Raw genomic sequence first — 21,527 nt, 5'->3', positions numbered from 1 at the left:
AGCTCCGGCTCCGGCTTCGGCGCTTCGACTTTTTCGGCGGCCGGCGCGGCTTTAGGCTCAGGCACGCCCAACTCCGCCTTAGGCTGCTCGGGAATATGCGCAGCCTTTTTCACTTCCTGCGGCAGGAATACATCCACCAACGCAAAGTAACGCTCATAGAACTTCGGTGCCGAGACAGTCTCACTCGCCACCTTCACCATCGAGTCGTCGGTGGAGCCGATCGGCATCGATACCGAGCCCAGCACACCCACACCCAGGCTTGCGGAGTTGTTGACCTTCTTCAGCGCATAGCGATCCTGCAGGGCGTTGGCAAATATCGTCGAATGATTTTTACCTTTGCCATCGTCCGCGCACACCACGTTGAAGCTGATCTGCATGTGAGTCTCGCCGGTCTGCTGGAAACTCTTGTTACCCACGACCAGCTTCGGATCGCTGCTGGTGATGATGTAACCCTGGCTCAGCAGCGCACGACGCGCGGCCTCGCACGCGGCGATGTCACTGACCGGGTAATCACGGGAGAACGTACCGGAGTCGTCGAAATTCTCGTGCTCGTAAATAGCGGTTTTGGGTGACGAGCAGCCCGTGGCGCCCGCCAACACCAGCGCCAAGCCGAGGCTACGCAAGTGAAATGATGTCGACATTGAAAATCCTGAGGAAAACGATCTGGGCGGTATTGTGCAACAGAACGAGGCCTTGGCGCGCGCATTCCTGTCGGTAAAACGTCACAAGCCTACACAGCGGTGCCTGCAGGAAAAAGCCCGGCGCACATATGGTCAATAAACACGCGTAACTTGGCTGATGCATGGCGACTTGATGGCCACAATATCCAGAAACTGCCACGGTGTTCGAGATGATCATCCAACACCCGTAGCAAACGCCCCTGCCCCACGGCCTCGTTAACCATGTAGTCCGGCAGACAGGCGATGCCCAATCCCTCGTGTACCACATGGTTGAGGGACTCAATGGTGGTACTGACCAGCGGTGTACGCAAGGTCGGCTCGGCGGCGCCCGGCACGTGACGCAACGGCCAGTTTTCCAGCTTGCCGGTGGCGCAGAATTTGTGCCGCAGGCACGCGTGATCGTTGAGATCCTGCGGTTGCTGCGGGGTGCCGTATTGCGCGAAGTAGTCCGGCGTGCCGACAAGCACCAACTGGTAGTAGCCCAGATGACGCGCCATCAAGCGCGAATCTTCCGGCTTGCCCGTGCGAATCACCGCATCGAAACCTTCCTCGATCACGTCGACCATACGGTCGGAAAAATCCACATCCAACTCGATATCCGGGTAGGCGCGCATAAAGTCACTGAGTACCGGCATCAACAAACCGCGCACCTGCGGCAGACTGATGCGCAACTTGCCCCGGGGCGTGGCGCTGGCGTCCGTCAACTCCTGCTCGGCCGCCTCGACCTCGGCCAGAATGCGCCGCGAACGCTCAAGAAACAGTGAGCCTTCGCTGGTCAGCGTGATACTGCGCGTGCTGCGGTGAAACAGCCTTACGCCCAGGCGCTCTTCCAGGCGCGCGATACTTTTGCCCACGGCCGAAGACGATACCCCCAGCACACGGCCAGCAGCGGTAAAGCTGCGCGTCTCCGCCACCTGCACAAATACCGACAGGCTGCTCAAGCTGTCCATGATGACGCCCCGACTGATTACGGACACCTACGTCCGATAAGTTCGGAACCTTAGCCTGTTTTTCCGCGTACCACAGCCCCTTACTCTGCCGCCTTTCCCCTTTAACATGGATAGAGCGTTATGAGCGACAACCCGTCACTGACCCATTGCCCGGCGCACGCCCAGCCTGACGCGCTGCCGCTCGGTGGCTTGCTGGCCCTGGCTTGCGCAGGGTTTATTACCATCCTCACCGAAGCCATGCCCGCAGGGCTCCTGCCGCAGATGGGCGCAGGCCTGGGCGTGTCACCCGCCCTGGTTGGCCAATTGGTCACCCTCTATGCGCTTGGATCGTTGCTCGCGGCCATCCCCTTGACGCTGCTGACGCGTGGTTGGCGCCGCCGACCGCTACTGCTGGTGGCCATTGGTGGCTTTGCCCTGGTCAACAGCGTGACTGCCGTATCCAGCCACTACGGGCTGACGCTGGTAGCGCGCTTTTTCGCCGGGGTATTCGCCGGGTTGCTCTGGGCCCAGCTGGCGGGTTATGCCAGTCGTATGGTCGCCCCTCATCTGCAAGGCCGGGCGATTGCCATCGCAATGCTTGGCGCACCGCTGGCCCTGTCCCTGGGCGTGCCGGCCGGCACACTGCTGGGCACTCTCGTTGGCTGGCGCTTGAGCTTTGCGATCATGACCGGACTGACGCTGGTGCTACTGCTCTGGGCGCGCTGGCAACTGCCGGACTTTGCCGGCCAAGCGGCACAACAGCGCCTGGGCCTGCGCCAGGTGATGACATTGCGCGGCATTCGCCCGGTGCTTTGGGTGACCTTTACCTACGTGCTGGCCCACAACATTCTCTACACCTACATCGCCCCACTGCTGGAGCCCGCCGGAATCGAGGCCGATATCGACCGGGTGCTGCTGGTGTTTGGCCTCGCGGCGTTGTTGAGCATTTGGCTGGTGGGCCTGCTGATCGATCGATGGTTGCGCCCGCTGGTGCTGCTCAGTTGCGCGCTGTTTGGCCTGTCGGCGCTGGCGCTGGCGTTCTGGATCGACTCGCCGGCGGTCATCTACACCGCCGTAGCGGTTTGGGGCCTGGCATTCGGTGGCCTGCCGGCCTTGCTACAAACCGCTCTGGCCAAGTCCGCCGGCGAGTCGGCGGACGCTGCGCAATCGATGCTGGTGACCGTGTGGAACCTGGGCATTGCCGGTGGCGGGTTAGCGGGGGGGTTGCTGCTGCAGAGTTGGGGCGTGTTCGCGTTTCCCTTGGCGGTAGTTGCTTTGATGCTGCTGGCCCTTAGCAAACGCCCATGAAAAAGCCCCCGGTCTTTTCAGGCCGGGGGCTTTTCATTCAAACCGAGATCAGTACTTCTTGATCTCAGCCTTGGTTTCCAACTGCTTGCGGTACGCCGCGAAGTCCTGCTGACCAACACGGGAGGCGAGGAAACGGCGGTATTGTGCCTTCTCGTCGTCCGATGGCGCCGCCGCTTCGTTGACGCTGTTCAAGCGCACGATCACCAAGCTGCCATCAGCGAGGGTCACGGTGGTGAAGGTCGGTTTGTCCTTGGCCGCAGGCTTGGGCATGCGGAACAGGGCTTGCAGCACGACCGGGTCGATCGCTTCCTGGCTACGCGTAGCCGCTGCGGTGACTTTCCAGGCCTGACCATCAATCGGCTGGTTCAGCGGGGTTTTGCCATCACGCAGGCTGGCGATCAACTCGTCAGCGTGAGTCTTGGCAGCCGCGCTGGCGCGTTCCTTGGTCATCTGTGTGCGGATCGCTGCTGCCACGCTTTCCAGCGGCAGTTGCGCAGGCTTCAGGTGTTCTTTGGCCCGCAGCACGATGATGGTTTCCGGGTCGAGCTCGATGGCGGTGCTGTTGGCACCCTCATCCAACACTTCCGGACTGAACGCGGCAGTGACCACGGCACGGTTGGCTGCAACGCCCTCCCCGCCTTCGCGACCAAACGGCGCAGAGGTGTGAACGGTCAGCTTGAGGTCGGACGCTGGCTGAGCCAGGTCGGAGGCTTCAAATGCCGCATCTTCCAATTGCTTGGTCGCTTCGACAAAACGCTGTTCAACCTGTTGATTCTTGAGCTCGTGAGTCAGCTTGCCTTTCAGGCTGGCGAACGATGGCACTTCTGGCGCTTCAACGCCCAATAGCTTGATCAGGTGCCAACCGAAGGTGCTGCGCACGGGTGCCGAAACCTGGTCCTTATTCAAGGCGTACAGGGCTGCTTCGAAGTCCGGATCGTAGACGCCAGGACCGGCAAAGCCGAGGTCACCGCCATTGCTGGCCGAACCTGGGTCCTGGGAGAACTCCTTGGCCAGCGCTTCGAACTGCTCCCCCTTGGCCAGGCGCGCCTGGATTTCTTCGATCTTGGCCTTGGCTTGCGCCTCGGTGACCTTGTCGTTGACTTCAATCAGGATGTGCGCGGCACGACGCTGCTCAGCGAGGTTGGCGGTTTCTTTCTCATACGCCGCCTGCAGTTCATCGTCCTTGACGGTGACCTGGTCGAAGAAGGACGACTTCTTCAACTCCAGATAGTCGATGACCACCTGGTCCGGGGTCATGAACTCTTTGGCGTGCTGGTCGTAGTAAGCCTTGACCTCGTCGTCGGTGAGTTTCACCGCCGCAGGGTTGGCCTTGATATTGACGGTGGCGAAATCGCGGGTCTGTTTTTCCAGACGGGCGAATGCCAGCACCTGTGCGTCAGTCACGAATGCGCTGGCGCCGATGCCGTTACGAATCTGCTGGATCAGCATTTCCTGGGTCATCATCTGACGGAACTGCAGACGGCTGTAGCCCAGTTGACGGATCACCTGATCAAAACGCTCGGCGCTGAACTTGCCGTCCACCTGGAATTGCGGCGTCTGCAGGATCACCTGATCCAGCGCAGCTTCAGAGAAGCTAAACTTGGAATCGGCGGCGCCCTGCAGCTCCAGTTTGCGATCAACCAGCCCCTTGAGGGCGGCGTCGCGCAGCAGCTTTTCGTCGAGCAAGGAAGCATCGAAATCCTTACCGAACCGTTGCATCAACTCGCGACGTTGCATGTCGACGGCCTGGCTCAGTTCGGTCTGGGTGATTGCTTCACCATTGACCTTGGCCACGTCCTGCTTGGTGTTGGTCGAAGCCTGAAAAATAGCCTCGATACCGGTGAACGCCATCAATGCGACGATGATCCCGATAATGGTCTTGGCAATCCAGCCTTGTGAATTGTCCCTGATATTTTGCAGCATGCGTCCCCCAGAAACGGTTGAACTTCAAAAATTGGCAACCGTGGAGCGTGGGTAGAGTCCGGATAGAAGAAAGGCGCATCCGAGGATGCGCCTTCTCGTAACTGGCGGAGCGGACGGGGGTTAGAACCCACACCCCCGGCGTGGTGACCCGATGGATACGTGGGTCAGCTGCCGCTCCGCTGCCAGGCCAGACCTGCGTCGGACCCGGGTAGGTAAAGGCTTGATCGAGGCTTAGTTAACGGCTTCTTTCAGGGCTTTACCGGCTTTGAAACCTGGTTTCTTGGCAGCAGCGATTTGCAGTGCTTTGCCAGTCTGTGGGTTACGGCCAGTGCGAGCTGGACGGTCAGTCACAGAGAAAGTACCGAAACCTACCAGTACCACCGAGTCGCCGGCCTTAAGAGCGCCAGTGACGGATTCGATTACTGCGTCCAGCGCACGGCCAGCAGCAGCTTTCGGGATATCAGCGGATGCGGCGATAGCATCAATCAGTTCCGACTTGTTCACTCTAAGTCCCCTTATATATCTATTGAGTATGATTCTAAGTTTTTTGGTGAAAGCAAAAACCAGTGCTGAATGGACTACAGACACTTAAGAGCCGCTTTATAACAAGGGCTCTAAAAAGCTGTCAAGGAAGCCCCCAGGCTTTAACGCATTAATGCGTGCTAATTCTTTCCTTGGAATCAGACTCGCGCTTTTCGTCCTTAGCGACTATCTCCGGAGCCACATCCGGCAAGGGCTCCGGCGCGTATTGCAGCGCAATTTGCAGGACCTCGTCAATCCATTTAACTGGTTTAATCTGAAGATCTTGCTTGATATTGTCAGGAATTTCCTTCAAGTCGCGGACATTCTCTTCAGGAATGATCACGGTCTTGATTCCACCCCGGTGTGCGGCGAGCAATTTCTCTTTCAGACCACCGATGGCCAATACCTGGCCACGCAGGGTGATTTCCCCGGTCATCGCCACATCGGCGCGCACCGGAATGCCGGTCAGGGCCGATACCAGGGCCGTACACATGCCTACGCCAGCGCTAGGGCCGTCTTTCGGGGTCGCCCCTTCCGGCATGTGGATGTGGATGTCGTGCTTCTCGTGGAAGTCCAGGGGAATCCCCAGGCTCCGGGCGCGGCTGCGCACCACGGTCTGCGCGGCGGTGATGGATTCGACCATCACGTCACCCAGGGAACCGGTCTTGATCAATTGGCCTTTGCCTGGAATCACCGCAGCTTCGATGGTCAGCAATTCACCGCCCACCTGGGTCCACGCCAGGCCAGTCACCTGCCCTACCTGATCCTGCTGTTCAGCCAAGCCGTAACTGAATTTACGCACGCCAAGGTAGTGCTCCAGCACATCGGCCGTGACCTTCACCGAGAAGCGTTTTTCCAGTGCATGTTCCTTGACCGCCTTGCGGCAAATCTTCGCGATCTGGCGCTCAAGCCCCCGTACACCGGCCTCGCGGGTGTAGTAACGCACCATGTCGCGGATCGACTCGACCGCGAATTCAATCTCGCCTTTCTTCAGGCCATTGGCCGTAATCTGCTTGGGCGCGAGGTATTTGACGGCGATGTTGATCTTCTCGTCTTCGGTGTAACCCGGCAGACGAATCACCTCCATCCGGTCCAGCAACGCTGGCGGAATGTTCATGGAGTTGGAGGTACACAGGAACATCACGTCGGACAGGTCGTAGTCGACTTCCAGGTAATGGTCGTTGAAATTGTGGTTTTGTTCGGGATCGAGCACTTCGAGCAAGGCCGATGCCGGATCGCCGCGCATGTCGCTGCCCATTTTGTCGATTTCATCGAGCAGGAACAGCGGGTTGCGCACCCCCACCTTTGTCATCTTTTGAATCAATCTTCCTGGCATCGAACCGATATATGTCCGGCGATGACCCCGAATTTCCGCTTCATCACGCACGCCGCCGAGAGCCATCCGCACGAATTTACGGTTGGTGGCATTGGCAATCGATTCGGCCAGGGAGGTTTTACCCACACCAGGCGGACCGACCAGGCACAGCACCGGGCCACGAATTTTCTTCACGCGCTTTTGCACGGCGAGGTATTCGAGAATGCGTTCTTTGACTTCTTCGAGGCCATAGTGGTCGGCGTCGAGGATATCTTCGGCGCGAGCCAGGTCCAGGCGGACCTTGGTCTGAGCCTTCCACGGCACCTGCACCAGCCAATCGATGTAGGAACGAACCACAGTGGCTTCGGCCGACATCGGCGACATTTGCTTGAGCTTGTTCAGCTCGGCATTGGCTTTGGTCAGGGCGTCTTTTGGCAGGCCGGCGGCATCGATGCGCTTTTTCAGCTCTTCGATTTCGTTGTGGCCTTCCTCGCTGTCGCCGAGTTCTTTCTGAATGGCCTTCATCTGCTCATTCAGGTAGTACTCGCGCTGGCTGCGCTCCATTTGTTTCTTCACGCGACCACGGATGCGTTTTTCAACCTGCAGCAGGTCGATTTCGGCATCGAGCAGCGCCAGGACGTGTTCGACACGGGCCGGCAGGTCGATGATTTCGAGGATGTCTTGCTTCTGCTCGATTTTCAGCGCCATGTGCGCGGCCATGGTGTCGACCAGGCGGCTAGGCTCATCAATGCTGTTGAGGGAAGACAGGACTTCAGCCGGGACTTTCTTGCCCAACTGCACATACTGCTCGAACTGCGAGAGCAGGCTGCGTACAAATACTTCGGACTCGCGCTCCGGGGCCTCGACTTCGTCGATCAGCGCCACTTCGGCGCGCAGGTGGCCGTCCACCTCCATGAAACGCTCGACCGCACCACGCTGCTCACCTTCCACCAGCACCTTGACGGTGCCATCGGGCAGCTTGAGCAGTTGCAGGACAGTCGCAACGGTACCGACGCGATACAGGGCATCTTCGCCTGGATCATCATCAGCAGGGTTTCTCTGGGCCAACAGCAGGATCTGCTTGTCGCCCGTCATCGCAGCCTCGAGGGCTTCGATAGACTTCTCGCGCCCCACGAACAGCGGGATAACCATGTGCGGATAGACGACGACATCACGCAACGGCAGGAGAGGCAATTCGATGGTTGTCTTCATGATTTCGCCTCTATGACAGTTGAAAAGTAAGCATGAAACCAAGATGGGGGCTGCTAGCAAAAAAAACAAGCTCAATGCCAGCAGTTAAACGCAGGAAAAACACACCCTTAAAACAAAAGGGGCCCCTAAAGGCCCCTTGTTGTTATGCAGCTGCAGGACGCTTACGCGTCTGGCGCAGCCTTGGCAGCCGGCTCACTGTTTTCGTAGATATACAGTGGCTTGGACTTACCTTCGATAACGCTTTCGTCGATCACCACTTTACTCACCTCGGACTGCGAGGGAATTTCGTACATGGTGTCGAGCAATACGCCTTCGAGGATCGAACGCAGGCCACGCGCACCGGTCTTGCGCTCCAGTGCCCGCTTGGCCACTGATTTGAGTGCGTCGGTACGGAACTCGAGGTCTACGCCTTCCATTTCGAACAGCTTGGCATATTGCTTGGTCAGGGCGTTTTTCGGCTCGGTGAGGATCTGAATCAGAGCAGCCTCATCCAACTCGTCCAATGTCGCCAGGACCGGCAGACGACCAACGAATTCCGGGATCAGACCAAACTTGACCAAATCGTCAGGTTCAACTTCACGCAGGGACTCGCCCACCTTCTTGCCTTCTTCCTTGCTGCGCACTTCTGCACTGAAACCGATGCCACCACGGGTGGAACGGTTTTGAATAACCTTTTCCAGACCGGAGAATGCACCGCCGCAGATGAACAGGATATTGCGCGTATCAACCTGAAGGAATTCCTGCTGCGGGTGCTTGCGGCCACCTTGTGGCGGTACGGAAGCAACCGTGCCTTCGATCAGTTTCAACAAGGCTTGCTGCACGCCTTCACCGGAAACATCCCGAGTGATCGACGGGTTGTCGGACTTGCGCGAAATCTTGTCGATTTCGTCGATGTAGACAATACCCATCTGGGCTTTCTCTACGTCGTAGTCGCACTTCTGCAGCAACTTCTGAATGATGTTCTCGACGTCTTCACCCACGTAGCCAGCCTCGGTGAGGGTGGTAGCGTCGGCGATGGTGAACGGAACGTTCAGCAGGCGAGCAAGGGTTTCTGCAAGCAGGGTTTTACCCGAGCCTGTAGGACCGATCAGCAAGATATTGCTCTTGCCGAGCTCGACTTCGTCGTTTTTCTTGTCACGCTGGTTCAAGCGTTTGTAGTGGTTGTACACCGCTACGGCCAGAACCTTTTTTGCACGCTCTTGACCAATCACGTACTGATCAAGGATGCCGCTGATTTCTTTAGGCGAAGGCAATTTATGCGCGCTGCTCTCGGCCTGGGCTTCCTGCACCTCCTCACGGATGATGTCATTGCACAGGTCGACGCACTCGTCGCAGATAAAGACCGAGGGGCCGGCAATCAATTTGCGTACTTCATGCTGGCTTTTGCCACAGAAGGAGCAATAGAGCAGCTTGCCGTTGTCCTCGCCGTTGCGGGTGTCAGTCATTCGTTCGATCCAAATCCGATAGGCTTGCAACACAAGATGAAGGCTTATGCGGGCTTTTTCAAGCCCGCAGGTGATCGGACTTGCCGACCAGCCCTATTTTGAGCTGCTTATATTAAGCGGGGCGCTTTTCAATCACTGCGTCGATCAACCCGTAATCACGCGCGGCTTCAGCGCTCATGAAATTGTCACGGTTGGTATCACGCTCGATTTCTTCCAAGGTGTGCCCGCTGTGCTTGGCCATCAGCGTGTTAAGACGCTCACGAATAAAGAGGATTTCCTTGGCATGGATTTCGATGTCCGATGCCTGACCCTGGAAACCGCCCAGTGGCTGGTGAATCATCACGCGCGAGTTCGGCAGGCAGTATCGCTTGCCTTCGGCACCCGCAGTCAGCAGGAAAGCGCCCATGCTGCAGGCTTGGCCGATGCAGGTGGTCGACACGTTTGGCTTGATGAACTGCATGGTGTCGTAGATCGACATACCTGCAGTCACCGAACCGCCCGGCGAGTTAATGTAAAGATGGATGTCCTTGTCCGGGTTTTCCGCTTCAAGGAACAGCAGTTGCGCACAAATCAGGTTGGCCATGTAGTCCTCTACTGGGCCCACCAGAAAGATCACTCGCTCCTTGAGCAGGCGCGAGTAGATGTCGTAGGCGCGTTCGCCACGAGCGGACTGCTCGACAACCATCGGGACCAGGCCGCCTGCGGCCTGGATATCAGAGTTCTGCTGAATATAGGAATTACGGAACATGCTCTGCAGTTACTCCCAAATAGTCATGTCTTGAAAACGCATAAGCCAGCGCGAGGCTGGCTTATGGTTGTATTTCGAACGAGTTGGACAATCAGTCGGCTTGTGCTGCTTCCGCCGGCTTGACTGCTTCTTCGTAAGAGACCGCTTTATCGGTCACCTTAGCCTTCTGCAGAACAGTATCCACAACTTGTTCTTCCAGCACAACCGAACGTACTTCGTTCAGCTGCTGGTCGTTCTTGTAGTACCAAGCCACAACCTGCTCAGGCTCCTGGTAGGCCGAAGCCATTTCCTGGATCATTTCACGAACGCGGTCTTCGTCAGGCTTGAGGTCGAACTGCTTGACCACTTCAGCCACGATCAGGCCCAGCACGACGCGGCGCTTGGCTTGCTCTTCGAACAGCTCGGCCGGCAGTTGGTCAGGCTTGATGTTGCCACCAAACTGCTGAACAGCTTGTACGCGCAGGCGATCCACTTCGTTGGACAGCAGAGCCTTAGGCACTTCGATCGGGTTGGCGGTCAGCAGACCGTCCATAACCTGGTTCTTGACCTTGGACTTGACGGCCTGACGCAGCTCACGCTCCATGTTCTTGCGAACTTCGGTGCGGAAGCCGTCGATGCCGGTTTCCTTGATGCCGAATTGAGCGAAGAACTCTTCGTTCAGCTCTGGCAGCTTAGGCTCGGAAACGCTGTTGACCGTCACGGTGAACTCGGCGGCTTTGCCGGCCAGGTCCAGGTTCTGGTAGTCACCCGGGAAAGTCAGGTTCAGAACGCGCTCTTCGCCAGCTTTTGCACCAACCAGACCCTCTTCAAAACCAGGGATCATGCGGTTGGAGCCCAGCACCAGCTGAGTGCCCTTGGCGGAGCCGCCAGCGAATGCTTCGCCGTCAACCTTGCCCACGAAATCGATGTTCAACTGGTCTTCGTTCTGGGCAGCACGCTCGGCCACTTCGAAACGCGTGTTCTGCTTGCGCAGGACTTCCAGCATGTTGTCCAGGTCGGCATCAGCCACTTCAGCGCTCAGGCGCTCGATAGCGATACCTTCGAAACCGGCAACTTCGAACTCTGGGAACACTTCGAATACAGCAACGTACTCCAGGTCCTTGCCCGCTTCCAGGGACTTAGGCTCGATCGACGGCGAGCCGGCCGGGTTCAGCTTTTGCTCAACAACCGCTTCGTAGAAAGAAGCCTGGATCACATCGCCTACCGCTTCCTGACGCGCATCAGCACCAAAACGGCGCTTGATTTCGCTCATTGGCACTTTGCCTGGACGGAAGCCAGCGATCTTGGCCTTTTGGGCAGTCTGCTGCAGACGCTTGTTGACCGCAGTCTCGATGCGCTCTGCCGGCACGGTGATGCTCAGGCGGCGCTCGAGAGCAGTAGTATTTTCAACAGAAACTTGCATGGATATTCCTCGTTGCACAGACGTTAGCCGGCCGTTTCCGACCCCAGAATCAAGGGCATGCATTCTAGTGGGTCAAACTCAAGAAGTCACCCTACTGGAAACGGGTAAAAAAACAGCAGGCAATTTATCGGTACGAAGACACTGTTGCGCCTCGCCCCGGTGACAAATACAGCCAATCACGCCAGGGCTCTGCGCCGACCCTTCTATATATAGAAGAAGTCGCCAATCATCTCCCTGACGGCCAGCCCCGCGAACAGAACCGGCGGGCAGCGCGGCATCATCGAGACACATAAATACGACGAAACGCCCTGCCTTGCGACCCAGAACCTGCGGCCGCGGAATACTCGAACCGCTAAAACAAAAAAGGCGCCAGACTGTTAGATCTGGCGCCTTTCGAATATGGGGTGGACGAAGGGGATCGAACCCTCGACAACGGGAGTCACAATCCCGTGCTCTACCAACTGAGCTACGCCCACCATATTGCGTTAACAAAGAAACCAAACCACTTCTTTGTCGAACCTCACCCCGCCTTCCGGCCGGGCAAAGTTTTAATTGGTGCGGATGAAGAGACTCGAACTCTTACGCCTCGCGGCGCTGGAACCTAAATCCAGTGTGTCTACCAATTCCACCACATCCGCGCTTGAAGCTCTTAAAGCAAAGGCGCCAGATGGTTAATCTGGCGCCTCTTTCAAAATATGGGGTGGACGAAGGGGATCGAACCCTCGACAACGGGAGTCACAATCCCGTGCTCTACCAACTGAGCTACGCCCACCATCTAACGCTACTTGTGCCAAAGCTGCCTAATGGCGCACCCGGCAGGACTCGAACCTGCGACCATCCGCTTAGAAGGCGGATGCTCTATCCAGCTGAGCTACGGGCGCCTGATTAATCTGTACTCTTTGAGGATTACAAACTAAGTGCTTCCAGCCTTGCAGAGCAACAATCCTGCTTGACCTTCTTAACCAGTGCTAGGCTGTGCCCGACAAGTGCGACGAATAGTATAGACGCACCGGAAAGCCGTCAAATCTTTTTTGAAAAAAATTCATTTTATTTAAGGGGTTAGGCCAATTTGCAGACCAAGCGCCTTTGCCCTCGCGCGCTGGCATGCGAGAATGCGCGCACTTTTCTTCCCCCTCTCGATGGTTAATCACGCGTAATGACTGCACAACTTATCGACGGCAAATCAATCGCCGCCAGCCTGCGCCAGCAGATCGCCAAACGCGTCACCGAGCGTAGCCAGCATGGCCTGCGCACGCCTGGCCTCGCGGTGATCCTGGTCGGCAGCGATCCTGCGTCTCAGGTTTATGTCTCGCACAAGCGTAAGGACTGTGAAGAGGTCGGCTTTATTTCCAAGGCCTACGACTTACCTTCCGAGACCACCCAGCAGGCCCTTACCGACCTGATCGACGGCCTCAACGATGACCCGAACATCGACGGCATCCTGGTGCAACTGCCATTGCCCGCGCATCTGGACGCCTCCCAGTTGCTCGAACGCATCCGCCCGGACAAAGACGTCGACGGCTTCCACCCGTATAACGTCGGCCGCCTGGCCCAGCGCATCCCGCTGCTGCGCCCATGCACGCCGAAAGGCATCATGACCCTGCTGGAAAGCACCGGCGTCAATCTTTACGGCCTCGACGCCGTGATCGTCGGCGCCTCCAACATCGTTGGGCGCCCGATGGCCATGGAACTGCTGCTGGCCGGCTGCACCGTGACCGTGACCCACCGCTTCACCAAAGACCTCGCCGGTCACGTCGGCCGTGCCGACCTGGTGGTGGTGGCCGCTGGCAAGCCGGGCCTGGTCAAGGGTGAATGGATCAAGGAAGGCGCGATCGTCATCGACGTCGGCATCAACCGTCAGGCAGACGGCAAGCTGGTCGGCGACGTGGTGTACGAAACCGCCCTACCCCGTGCCGGCTGGATCACCCCGGTACCGGGCGGCGTTGGCCCGATGACCCGTGCCTGCCTGCTGGAAAACACGCTATATGCGGCCGAAACCCTGCACGACTGATCATCTGCCGCACTGAAAAAGCCCTGCCTTATCGCAGGGCTTTTGGTTTCTGGTGAACCTCATGCTCTGCTATCGTGCATCTGCGGCTGACATTTTCGGTATCAACCAAATGCCGCAGGAACCCCAGGAGTGCTTTTAGTCATGCGTAATCTTCATGCCGCCCCTCTGCTGATCCTCATTGCGGTGTTGATCTCGGCCTGCACCACCCAGCTCACTGAAGCGGGCAAGCAAATCAACCTCGTCACAGCCTCATCCGCCAACGCTTGCCACGTCGTCAAAGCATTCACGGTAGAGGGCTCCTCCAACGGCGACGCACTGAACACGGCATTCAATAAAGCCGCGGAGGTTGGCGCTGACAGCGTGAGCATCGTCGATGTGAGGGACGGTGGCAAAATGCAGGTAGCCGCCTTGAATTGCCGACGCTGACAAATCCGCCCAATAAAATACTTACCCGAACATCCGGCTCGACAACCCGTGCGCAGCGCCGGGTTTCTCGTTTCTTCGACATCCTTTTCACCCGCTATCGACGGGATCGGGCGCAACTTACCCCTACTCCTTTGAAGAACTCCATTAGGCCCGCCCATAAGCGGGCCCTTTTTTTGCCCACGAATGCGTACAAACCCAACCAATCATCGTCTTACAGCCTTTATTTAAAGGCTCTCTATCGTTTTCTGATCCATACTCCTAAAATGTAACGTCATTTTTCATATAGCCCGTTGCAGAACGGTATTTCTTACTTTTTTTAGCGAGTTCATCCGCGTGAAAATTCGTCTCTCTCTCGTCAGCCTTTTATTTGCTTTCACCGGCACCTGTGCGCACGCCGCCGAAACCACCCTGGCCCCGCGTGACACCTCGAAACTGCAAATCGCTTCCGGCAGCGCCATGCTGGTCGACCTGCAAACCAACAAAGTCATCTATTCCAGCAACCCGGACGTGGTGGTGCCCATCGCTTCCGTGAGCAAGCTCATGACCGGCTTGATCGTGCTGGAAGCCAAGCAGAACATGGACGAGTACATCGACATCAACATCACCGACACGCCGGAAATGAAAGGCGTGTTCTCCCGAGTGAAGATCGGCAGCCAAATGCCGCGTAAAGAGATGTTACTGATCGCCCTGATGTCCTCGGAAAACCGCGCCGCCGCCAGCCTGGCCCACCACTATCCGGGCGGCTACCCAGCCTTCATTGCGGCGATGAACGCCAAGGCCAAGGCGCTGGGCATGACCAGCACCCATTACGTCGAGCCTACCGGCCTGTCCATCCATAACGTGTCGACCGCCAGGGACTTGAGCAAGCTGCTGGCCTACGCGCGTAAATTCCCGATGCTGAGCCAATTGAGCACCACCAAGGAAAAGACCGTCGCGTTCCGCAAGCCCAACTACACCTTGGGTTTCTCCAACACCGACCACCTGATCAATCGCGCCAACTGGGATATCAAGCTGACCAAGACCGGCTTTACCAACCAGGCCGGCCACTGCCTGGTGCTGGTGACCAGCATGGGTAACCGCCCGGTGTCGCTGGTGATCCTCGATGCCTTCGGCAAGTTCACCCACTTCGCCGACGCCAGCCGTATTCGCAACTGGGTCGAGACCGGCAAGGGCGGTTCGGTGCCGGACGTTGCGTTGCGCTACAAGGCCGACAAGAACCTGAAAAACCGCCCGAACACGGCAGAAGTTCGCCGCTGAACCAAAACACACCCGTCTGACCAATGCCCCGACCTGTTCGGGGCATTGTTTTTTCTGCATGCACCACGCAAAAACAGACGGTTGGTCTGCGGCAAAATAGCGCACGAGCGGGCTTTTACTTTGCGCCTGAACTGCCGCTAAATGTTCACCCCTTTTAATCGACTTCGTTCATGACTCGTTTCAAACGCATCAGTCCCTGGATAGCCTGCCTGGCCGTCGTGCTGAACATGCTGGCCATGCCGCTCAGCCGCGCTATGCAGACGCCGGATATGGGACTGTTGCTGTGGGGCGGATTCTGCTCGGGGGGCGCCTCGCAAGCGCTGCCGCCCAACTTGAGCAAGCTGATCGACCCGCTCCAGACGGCGCCGTCAAACACCGCCATGAAACACAGCGATTGCTGCTGTGGCCACGCAGGGCTGGCAGCGCTGCCATCCGACTACTACCGACATTTCCTACCGCGCAATGCGCCCGACACCGCCCTCGACAACCCCGAGTTGCCGACGCTGCACCCCAGAATCCGCTGGCCGAGCCTGAGCCCGCGCGCCTCCCCTACCGCTTGATCGACACCGGCGCCGCCCCACAGGCGGCCCGATCTGCTTATCAGCCGCCTGACCGGGCGTCCTCGAAGTGTCTTGATCATCAGGAAAGGTGCGTTATGCCTGCTCGAATGACTTTGCCTCGCGCAAAGCGTGTCTCTGTGTCCCGCCCGCTATGGCCCTTGCTGTCCATCGGCCTGTTCGCCCTCAACCCGTTGTCCTCGGCCCTGGCCGAAACCGGCAAAACCGAAGACTCAACCCTCACCCTCGGCACCGTCACGGTCCAGGGCGCCAGCGCCAGCAGTGGCCCGCTGAGCACCAGCAGCGTGCTCAGCTCGGTGGATGTGCTCGGCGCCGACATTCTCGAAAAAATGCCGGTCAACTACAGTTGGGAGCTGTTCAGCCGTGCGCCGGGGGTGATACTCACCGAGTTCAACCAAGGCACCACCTCCGGCAAGATTTCCTTTCGCGGCTTTAACGGCGAAGGCGAAGTCAACGCAGTGAAGCTGTTGATCGACGGCATTCCAAGCAATAGCAACGACGGCAACATGCCGTTCATGGACATGATTTTCCCGATGGAGCTGGACAGCATCGAAGTGGTGCGCGGCACCAGCGATGCGCGCTACGGCCTGAACAACATCGCCGGCAACGTCAATATGCTGACCCGCACCGGCGGCGACTACACCAAGGCGCGGGTGCGCTACGGCAGCTACAACACCCAGGAAACGCAACTGGCCAAGGGCATCGAAGGCAGCAACTGGACGCAGAACTACTTCTTCGCCTATCAGAAGTCCGACGGTTACCGCGATCACGCCGAGGCGGACAAGTTTTCCATGTCCGGCAAATGGTTCTACACCCCGGACGACAACAGCTACCGCATCGGCCTGATCGCCCGTCACTACGAAACCGAGGCGCAGGAGCCCGGCTACTTGAGTGAAGAAGATGCCCACCAGCACCCGAGCATGACCAACAGCTACAACGCCTCCGACAAAGGCACGCGGCGGATGAACCAGGTCAGCGTGCACTTCGACACCGATCTGGCCGAGACGCTGGCCTGGTCGGCGAAAACCTATGTCAACACCTTCGACGACCGGCGCTGGACGCAATACTGGCGCACCAGCGCCCAACAGGAGCGCGATGCCTACGAAACCCAGTACGGCGCCCTCACCTCCCTGACCTGGCGCCCGGAAGTCAGCTGGCTGTACGACTTTGCCCTGGAAGGCGGCGCGGACATGCAGCAGCAACAGAACAAGAGCGAGCGCTACCGCACCAAGGACCGCGTGCGCCTGGCCCAAACCCGCGACCAGCAATTCGACTTTGACACCTACGGCGCCTACGTCCAGGCCGAGATCAAGCCGTTCGAGTCGCTGAAAATCGTCCCGGCGTATCGCGTCGATAAGATCCAGGGCAACTTCACCAACGAAATGACCGGCATGGACTACGACATCAACGACTATGGGCTGATCAAACAACCCAAGCTCAGCGTGGTGTATTCACCGTGGGACGTGGCCAGCGTCTACGCCAACTGGGGGCGTACCTTCCAGGTCGGCACCGGCGCGGCGGCCTATAAGATTCCACCGCGGGATACCAACCTGGCGCCGTCGATCAACGAAGGCTGGGAAACCGGGATCAAGTTCACCCCGGCGGACTGGATCGATGGCCGCGTCGCCTATTGGCAGCAAGAGGCCAGCGGTGAAGTCAGTCGCCGGCTCAATGACCCGAGCGGCGAGTCGGATAACGTCGGCGAAACCCGGCGCTGGGGATATGACGCGCAGCTGAACCTGCACCCGAACGAACGCACCGACATCTGGATGGCCTACTCCTGGCAGTATTCGAAAATCCTCCAGCCGAGCTCGAGCTTGCCCAACAGCAAAGGCCAGGAAATCGACCACATCCCTCATCACCTGTACAACGCCGGCGTCAGCTACAAGGCCACGCCCGCCCTGCAGTTGACGGCGTGGATGAACGGCCAGACCAACTACTACCTGGAACGCGAGAACACCAAGGGCACTTACGGCGGCTACGTCTTGATGAACCTCGGCGCCACGTACCAAGTGACTGAATCGGTCAGTGTCGACCTGCAATTGAAAAACCTCACCAACCGCTACTACGAATACGTCTGGTATGACCCGGACGGCGCCCAGGCCTCGCTGCACTCACCCGGCGACGGGCGAGCGCTGTATACCGGCGTCACCGTGGACTTCTGATTGGCACAGCCGCCGGGGCTCGATGAACGTTCATGTCGGCAAGCGTAAAAACTGAACGTTCACTTCAAACCCGTCTTCCCTGCCTGTCGCCGGCGACGCCAGGGTCATACGCGCCTTGACCCCGTGGACGATGGTCTTGGCAATCGCCAGCCCCAGCCCTGTACCGCTGGCTTCGCTGCTGCCGCGCACGAAACGCTCGGTCAGGCGCTGCAACACCGACGCCGGCACAGCCGGTCCGCCGTTGACCACCCGCAATAGCGCCTGGTCCGTGAGGCTGACGTCGACCGGTTGATCCGCCGCGCCGTACTTCAACGCATTCTCGATCAAGTTACGCAGCAGGATGCCGAACGCGTCCGGGTCAATCGCGCAATAAACGCTGCCCTCGGTTGGCAACTGCAACCGAATGCGCTGCCCGCTGCTGCGATTCCACTCATCGACCCCATGGGCCAGTAATGGAATCAGGTCCTGGGGCGCCTCGGACAACAGCCCGCCGCCCTCGGCCTTGGCCAACTGCATGAGTTTTTCCGAGAGCCGCGCCAGTTCGCGCAGGGAATGTTCGATCTTCCCCGCACGCACGCGCAACGGGCCTTCCGGTGCTTCCTGGCGCAAGCGCTGGATCTGCGCCAATGTCGCCGCCAACGGCGTGCGCAACTCGTGGGCACTGTTGGCAGTGAAGCTGCGCTCAGCCTCCAAGGCCTTGCGCAAGCGCTCCAGCAGGTGGTTGACCGCATCGGCCAACGGGTCGATTTCAGCCGGCAGCCGCGCCACGCTGATCGGCGACAAATCCCCCACGCCACGGGCTTCCACGGCACGGCGATAAGCCAACACGCTACGCAGGCTGAGGCGCACAAACAGCCAAGTGCCCAACAGGCTGATGGGGATCAGTGCCAATAACGGCAACAACAGGGCCATCAAGGCTTCTCGCGCCGCCTCACGGCGATGCCCCAGCGGCTCGGCGATCTCAATGAACACGGTGTCACGCAGCGCACTCGCGCCATACAGCCGGTACTTTTGCGTGGTGGAAAACCCTTCACTCGGCCGTTCGTTGAAGATCTTCGGATCGGCGTCATGGGACTGCATCAGAATCTGGCCCTGGGCGTCGCGCACCAGGTACGTCAGGTATTCCTTATGCATCTTCAGGGTGGCGACGTGTTGGGCCGCGCGCGGCTCCTCGCGGTTGCTGATTTCCAGCACGGCCAAGGGCAGGATGCGTTGGGCCGTCTCTTCCAGGGCGCTGTCGAACGCCTCGTTCAATTCGTGCTGCACCACCAGCCAGGCCCCGACAGTTGCCCCCAGCCAGAGCAAGGTCATGCCCAGGGTCAACCCCAGGCCGAGGCGTTTTTGCAGGCTGATCGATGACTTCATACGGCCATCAACCGATAACCCATGCCACGCACGGTTTCCACCAAGTCGCGGCCGAGTTTTTTGCGCAGGCGGCTGATGTAGACCTCGATGGTGTTGCTCTCGATTTCCGCGCCAAAAGCGTACAAGCGCTCTTCGAGCTGCGACTTCGACAGCAATGCCGTAGGGCGCTGCACAAACGCCTCGAACAACGCCCATTCACGCGCCGTGAGGTCGACGGTGATGCCGGCGCGCTGCACGGTGCGCGCGTTCATATCGATCTGTAAGTCGCCGAGCTTGATCAGCGGGTTGGGGTTGCCGCTGTAACGCCGGGCCACGGCGGCCACCCGGGCCGAGAGTTCGAACAGGTCGAAAGGTTTGACCAGGTAGTCGTCGGCCCCGGCGTTGAGGCCGGCGATGCGATCGGATATCTGGTCCTGGGCGGTGAGGATAATCACCGGGGTCACGTTGCCAGCCGAGCGCTGCTGGCGCAAAAAGTCCAGCCCGCGCCCGTCGGGCAGCATCAGGTCGAGCAGGATCAGGTCATACGGCGTGGTGCGCACGCTGTTGTTCGCATGGTCCAGTCGCTGCACCCAATCGACCGCGTGGCCGTCATCGGCAATCTGTTCGCGCACCGCCTCGCCCAGCCCGGGTGCATCCTCGACCAATAAAACCCGCATCTGGCACCTCCTGTGATGGTTGTCGTGGAGCACCTTACCCACCTTTCCTGACGCGAATCTGAAGATTCAGCTAGTTGTCAGGAATGACCTTTAGGGTAAGCCGCAAATGCCAATCCGGCCGGAGACAGATCATGAAATCAGCTTTTATTGTCAGCACCACATTGCTAAGCGTCCTGCTCGGCGGGTACGCCTTGGCCGATGAAGACTGCAGCGAGCCGGTCAGCGACTGGCAACCACGCGAAACCCTGCGCCAGCAAGTGGAGCAGCAATACGGCTGGAGCGTGCAGCGCATCAAGGTCGACGACGGCTGCTACGAGCTCAAGGGCACCGACCGCAAGGGCAATGCGATCGAAGCCAGCTACGCACCGGCCTCGCTTCGCCTGCACAAACTGGAAATCCACTTCGGCGCCAACGGCGACGCCCGGGATTACCTCAACCGCCCGGGATCTGAATGATCATCGCGTCTTTCCACGGCTTTCAGGTTGCTGTCAGCCAGCAGGTCCAGGCTCTCGCCACAACGTTCAACCAGGACATCCTCATGAAAAAAATCATTGCTGCAACTTGCCTCGCCGGCGCCATCGCCCTGCCGGGGCTGGCCCAGGCCCGCGAAGTGACCCTGACCACACAGCTCAAGGACTACAGCGGCAACGGCGCTTACCTGGCGATTTACGTCACCGACGCCAACGGCCAGTACCAGAAAACCCTTTGGGTCGCCGGCAAGAAGGCCAAGTACTACCGGCACCTGAGCGACTGGGCGCGTGGCAGCGGCATGAAGCCGAGCGAGTTTGACGGCCTCAGCGGCGCCAGTGTCGGCAGCGGCCGCAGCCTCACCGTCAGCGTGGAACTGGCCGACACCTTGATCGACGCCGGGTATCAGATCCGCATCGACAGCGCCGTGGAAGACAAGCGCGACAGCCGCGCCGACGTCAGTGTCCCGCTGACATCGGGCGGGTCGGGCAAGCCGGTCAGCGGCAACGGCTATGTCGAGTCCTTTACCTACGACCTGTAACACCTGCAACTTCTGGAGGCTGAACATGCTTCGCCAGTTCCACTCACTGCCCGGTCTGATCGCCGCCCTGCTGGTCATGATATTGGCCATCAGCGGCGCAGTACTGTCCGTCAATCCGGCATTGGAACGCCTGCACAACACGTCAACCGCGGCCGGGCAGCTCACTGTCGGCCAGTTGGCGGGGAACATCGCCAACCACTTTCCGGGGGTGGAGCAGATCCAGCGCAGCGCCTCCGGAACAGTGATCATCTACTACAACCAGGACGGCCAGGCCGGTGCGCAAACCGTCGACCCACTCACCGGCCAGGGCCTCGGCCCCTATGAGCCGTCTGCCGTTTCGCGCTGGGTAAAAGACCTGCACCGCTCGCTGTTCATGGGCACAACGGGGCATGGGATCGCGGGCGTCGGCGCATTCGTCATGTTGCTGCTTTCGGTGTCCGGCGCGCTATTGCTGGTGCCGCCGCAGGGCTACCTCAAGCGTCTGCGTGAGATTTGCGATCAGCACAACATCCTGTTGGTGTTCGACGAAGTGATCACCGGTTTCGGTCGTACCGGCTCGATGTTCGGTGCCGACAG

The 21,527-nt window shown here is 59.0% G+C and carries 19 protein-coding genes and 4 tRNA genes; 9 read left to right on the top strand and 14 right to left on the bottom strand.

The genetic code is table 11. The annotated features are described in order from the left end of the window. Both L9Z73_RS08720 and L9Z73_RS08715 read right to left on the bottom strand, forming a co-directional pair. Positions 1–641 (bottom strand): DUF2242 domain-containing protein (locus tag L9Z73_RS08720; RefSeq protein WP_247398742.1); only part of this gene is annotated, 641 nt, incomplete at its 3' end. An 89-nt stretch (positions 642–730) separates the two neighbouring features. Continuing rightward, complete coding sequence (locus L9Z73_RS08715; protein ID WP_247398739.1) at positions 731–1,630, bottom strand: LysR family transcriptional regulator; 900 nt, start codon at positions 1,628–1,630, stop codon at positions 731–733. Positions 1,631–1,750: 120 nt separating this feature from the next. On the opposite strand from L9Z73_RS08715, the gene L9Z73_RS08710 reads away from it, so the two are divergent. Then, positions 1,751–2,917: an MFS transporter gene (locus L9Z73_RS08710; RefSeq protein WP_247398736.1), complete on the top strand. Its 1,167-nt coding sequence runs from the start codon at positions 1,751–1,753 to the stop codon at positions 2,915–2,917. A 48-nt stretch (positions 2,918–2,965) separates the two neighbouring features. On the opposite strand, the gene L9Z73_RS08705 is transcribed toward L9Z73_RS08710, so the two are convergent. From L9Z73_RS08705 to L9Z73_RS08660, 10 genes are all read right to left on the bottom strand, one after another. After that, positions 2,966–4,840 (bottom strand): SurA N-terminal domain-containing protein, encoded by a 1,875-nt coding sequence (locus L9Z73_RS08705; RefSeq protein ID WP_247398733.1) that lies wholly within the window; start codon positions 4,838–4,840, stop codon positions 2,966–2,968. Between the two features lie 231 nt (positions 4,841–5,071). Beyond that, entirely contained in the window at positions 5,072–5,344 is a 273-nt protein-coding gene (locus tag L9Z73_RS08700) for an HU family DNA-binding protein (protein ID WP_003174819.1), read from the bottom strand. A gap of 148 nt (positions 5,345–5,492) precedes the next feature. Next, positions 5,493–7,889 (bottom strand): endopeptidase La, encoded by a 2,397-nt coding sequence (gene lon, locus L9Z73_RS08695; RefSeq protein ID WP_247398730.1) that lies wholly within the window; start codon positions 7,887–7,889, stop codon positions 5,493–5,495. Positions 7,890–8,050: 161 nt separating this feature from the next. Further along, positions 8,051–9,334, bottom strand: a complete 1,284-nt coding sequence (clpX, locus tag L9Z73_RS08690) for an ATP-dependent Clp protease ATP-binding subunit ClpX (RefSeq protein ID WP_017848146.1) — start codon at positions 9,332–9,334, stop codon at positions 8,051–8,053. A 112-nt stretch (positions 9,335–9,446) separates the two neighbouring features. Further along, positions 9,447–10,082: an ATP-dependent Clp endopeptidase proteolytic subunit ClpP gene (gene clpP, locus L9Z73_RS08685; RefSeq protein WP_048725112.1), complete on the bottom strand. Its 636-nt coding sequence runs from the start codon at positions 10,080–10,082 to the stop codon at positions 9,447–9,449. A 91-nt stretch (positions 10,083–10,173) separates the two neighbouring features. Then, on the bottom strand, positions 10,174–11,484 hold the full coding sequence (gene tig / locus L9Z73_RS08680; RefSeq protein ID WP_247398727.1) for a trigger factor: 1,311 nt from the start codon (positions 11,482–11,484) through the stop codon (positions 10,174–10,176). 400 nt (positions 11,485–11,884) lie between these two features. Further along, positions 11,885–11,960, bottom strand: a tRNA-His gene (locus tag L9Z73_RS08675). 77 nt (positions 11,961–12,037) lie between these two features. Further along, positions 12,038–12,122 (bottom strand) — tRNA-Leu (locus tag L9Z73_RS08670). 58 nt (positions 12,123–12,180) lie between these two features. Next, positions 12,181–12,256, bottom strand: a tRNA-His gene (locus L9Z73_RS08665). 32 nt (positions 12,257–12,288) lie between these two features. After that, positions 12,289–12,365, bottom strand: a tRNA-Arg gene (locus tag L9Z73_RS08660). A 275-nt stretch (positions 12,366–12,640) separates the two neighbouring features. Between L9Z73_RS08660 and folD the strand changes: the two genes are divergently transcribed. The 5 genes from folD to L9Z73_RS08635 all read left to right on the top strand — a co-directional run bounded on the left by folD (position 12,641) and on the right by L9Z73_RS08635 (position 17,921). After that, the gene (folD, locus tag L9Z73_RS08655; protein WP_247398724.1) at positions 12,641–13,495 is read left to right on the top strand and encodes a bifunctional methylenetetrahydrofolate dehydrogenase/methenyltetrahydrofolate cyclohydrolase FolD; all 855 of its coding nucleotides are present in this window, start codon (positions 12,641–12,643) and stop codon (positions 13,493–13,495) included. Between the two features lie 141 nt (positions 13,496–13,636). Next, positions 13,637–13,921, top strand: a complete 285-nt coding sequence (locus tag L9Z73_RS08650) for a DUF4156 domain-containing protein (protein ID WP_247398721.1) — start codon at positions 13,637–13,639, stop codon at positions 13,919–13,921. Between the two features lie 333 nt (positions 13,922–14,254). After that, on the top strand, positions 14,255–15,178 hold the full coding sequence (gene pbpG / locus L9Z73_RS08645) for a D-alanyl-D-alanine endopeptidase (protein WP_247398718.1): 924 nt from the start codon (positions 14,255–14,257) through the stop codon (positions 15,176–15,178). Between the two features lie 170 nt (positions 15,179–15,348). Continuing rightward, positions 15,349–15,738 (top strand): DUF2946 domain-containing protein, encoded by a 390-nt coding sequence (locus tag L9Z73_RS08640; RefSeq protein WP_247398700.1) that lies wholly within the window; start codon positions 15,349–15,351, stop codon positions 15,736–15,738. Positions 15,739–15,833: 95 nt separating this feature from the next. Then, complete coding sequence (locus L9Z73_RS08635) at positions 15,834–17,921, top strand: TonB-dependent receptor (protein ID WP_247398697.1); 2,088 nt, start codon at positions 15,834–15,836, stop codon at positions 17,919–17,921. A 30-nt stretch (positions 17,922–17,951) separates the two neighbouring features. On the opposite strand, the gene L9Z73_RS08630 is transcribed toward L9Z73_RS08635, so the two are convergent. Both L9Z73_RS08630 and L9Z73_RS08625 read right to left on the bottom strand, forming a co-directional pair. Beyond that, on the bottom strand, positions 17,952–19,286 hold the full coding sequence (locus L9Z73_RS08630) for a sensor histidine kinase (protein ID WP_247398678.1): 1,335 nt from the start codon (positions 19,284–19,286) through the stop codon (positions 17,952–17,954). After that, a complete protein-coding gene (locus L9Z73_RS08625; protein WP_247398675.1) occupies positions 19,283–19,942 on the bottom strand; it encodes a response regulator transcription factor in 660 nt (219 codons plus the stop codon). The genes L9Z73_RS08630 and L9Z73_RS08625 overlap by 4 nt, the downstream gene beginning before the upstream one ends. 131 nt (positions 19,943–20,073) lie before the next feature. On the opposite strand from L9Z73_RS08625, the gene L9Z73_RS08620 reads away from it, so the two are divergent. The 3 genes from L9Z73_RS08620 to L9Z73_RS31295 form a co-directional block, all read left to right on the top strand. After that, positions 20,074–20,397 carry a PepSY domain-containing protein gene (locus L9Z73_RS08620; protein ID WP_247398672.1) on the top strand — a complete coding sequence of 108 codons (324 nt, stop codon included), beginning with the start codon at positions 20,074–20,076 and terminating at the stop codon, positions 20,395–20,397. An 83-nt stretch (positions 20,398–20,480) separates the two neighbouring features. After that, a complete protein-coding gene (locus L9Z73_RS08615; protein WP_247398745.1) occupies positions 20,481–20,951 on the top strand; it encodes a DUF2271 domain-containing protein in 471 nt (156 codons plus the stop codon). A 25-nt stretch (positions 20,952–20,976) separates the two neighbouring features. Then, the coding region (locus tag L9Z73_RS31295; RefSeq protein ID WP_345894156.1) for an aminotransferase class III-fold pyridoxal phosphate-dependent enzyme at positions 20,977–21,527 on the top strand (551 nt) is incomplete at its 3' end.

The sequence above is a fragment of the Pseudomonas emilianonis genome, from assembly GCF_023072625.1.
Lineage (GTDB): Bacteria > Pseudomonadota > Gammaproteobacteria > Pseudomonadales > Pseudomonadaceae > Aquipseudomonas > Aquipseudomonas paraveronii.
Note: the sequence above shows the minus strand (reverse complement) of the source record. Positions and strands in the feature narration are given on the sequence as shown.

Bases quoted from the DNA above. Each gene is read 5' to 3' on its own strand.
- folD (WP_247398724.1), top strand. From the start codon at position 12,641: ATGACTGCACAACTTATCGACGGCAAATCAATCGCCGCCAGCCTGCGC.
- L9Z73_RS08715 (WP_247398739.1), bottom strand. From the start codon at position 1,630: ATGGACAGCTTGAGCAGCCTGTCGGTATTTGTGCAGGTGGCGGAGACG.
- L9Z73_RS08615 (WP_247398745.1), top strand. From the start codon at position 20,481: ATGAAAAAAATCATTGCTGCAACTTGCCTCGCCGGCGCCATCGCCCTG.
- L9Z73_RS08705 (WP_247398733.1), bottom strand. From the start codon at position 4,840: ATGCTGCAAAATATCAGGGACAATTCACAAGGCTGGATTGCCAAGACC.
- clpP (WP_048725112.1), bottom strand. From the start codon at position 10,082: ATGTTCCGTAATTCCTATATTCAGCAGAACTCTGATATCCAGGCCGCA.
- L9Z73_RS08640 (WP_247398700.1), top strand. From the start codon at position 15,349: ATGACTCGTTTCAAACGCATCAGTCCCTGGATAGCCTGCCTGGCCGTC.
- L9Z73_RS08650 (WP_247398721.1), top strand. From the start codon at position 13,637: ATGCGTAATCTTCATGCCGCCCCTCTGCTGATCCTCATTGCGGTGTTG.
- lon (WP_247398730.1), bottom strand. From the start codon at position 7,889: ATGAAGACAACCATCGAATTGCCTCTCCTGCCGTTGCGTGATGTCGTC.
- L9Z73_RS08630 (WP_247398678.1), bottom strand. From the start codon at position 19,286: ATGAAGTCATCGATCAGCCTGCAAAAACGCCTCGGCCTGGGGTTGACC.
- L9Z73_RS08635 (WP_247398697.1), top strand. From the start codon at position 15,834: ATGCCTGCTCGAATGACTTTGCCTCGCGCAAAGCGTGTCTCTGTGTCC.
- tig (WP_247398727.1), bottom strand. From the start codon at position 11,484: ATGCAAGTTTCTGTTGAAAATACTACTGCTCTCGAGCGCCGCCTGAGC.
- clpX (WP_017848146.1), bottom strand. From the start codon at position 9,334: ATGACTGACACCCGCAACGGCGAGGACAACGGCAAGCTGCTCTATTGC.
- L9Z73_RS08625 (WP_247398675.1), bottom strand. From the start codon at position 19,942: ATGCGGGTTTTATTGGTCGAGGATGCACCCGGGCTGGGCGAGGCGGTG.
- L9Z73_RS08620 (WP_247398672.1), top strand. From the start codon at position 20,074: ATGAAATCAGCTTTTATTGTCAGCACCACATTGCTAAGCGTCCTGCTC.
- L9Z73_RS08710 (WP_247398736.1), top strand. From the start codon at position 1,751: ATGAGCGACAACCCGTCACTGACCCATTGCCCGGCGCACGCCCAGCCT.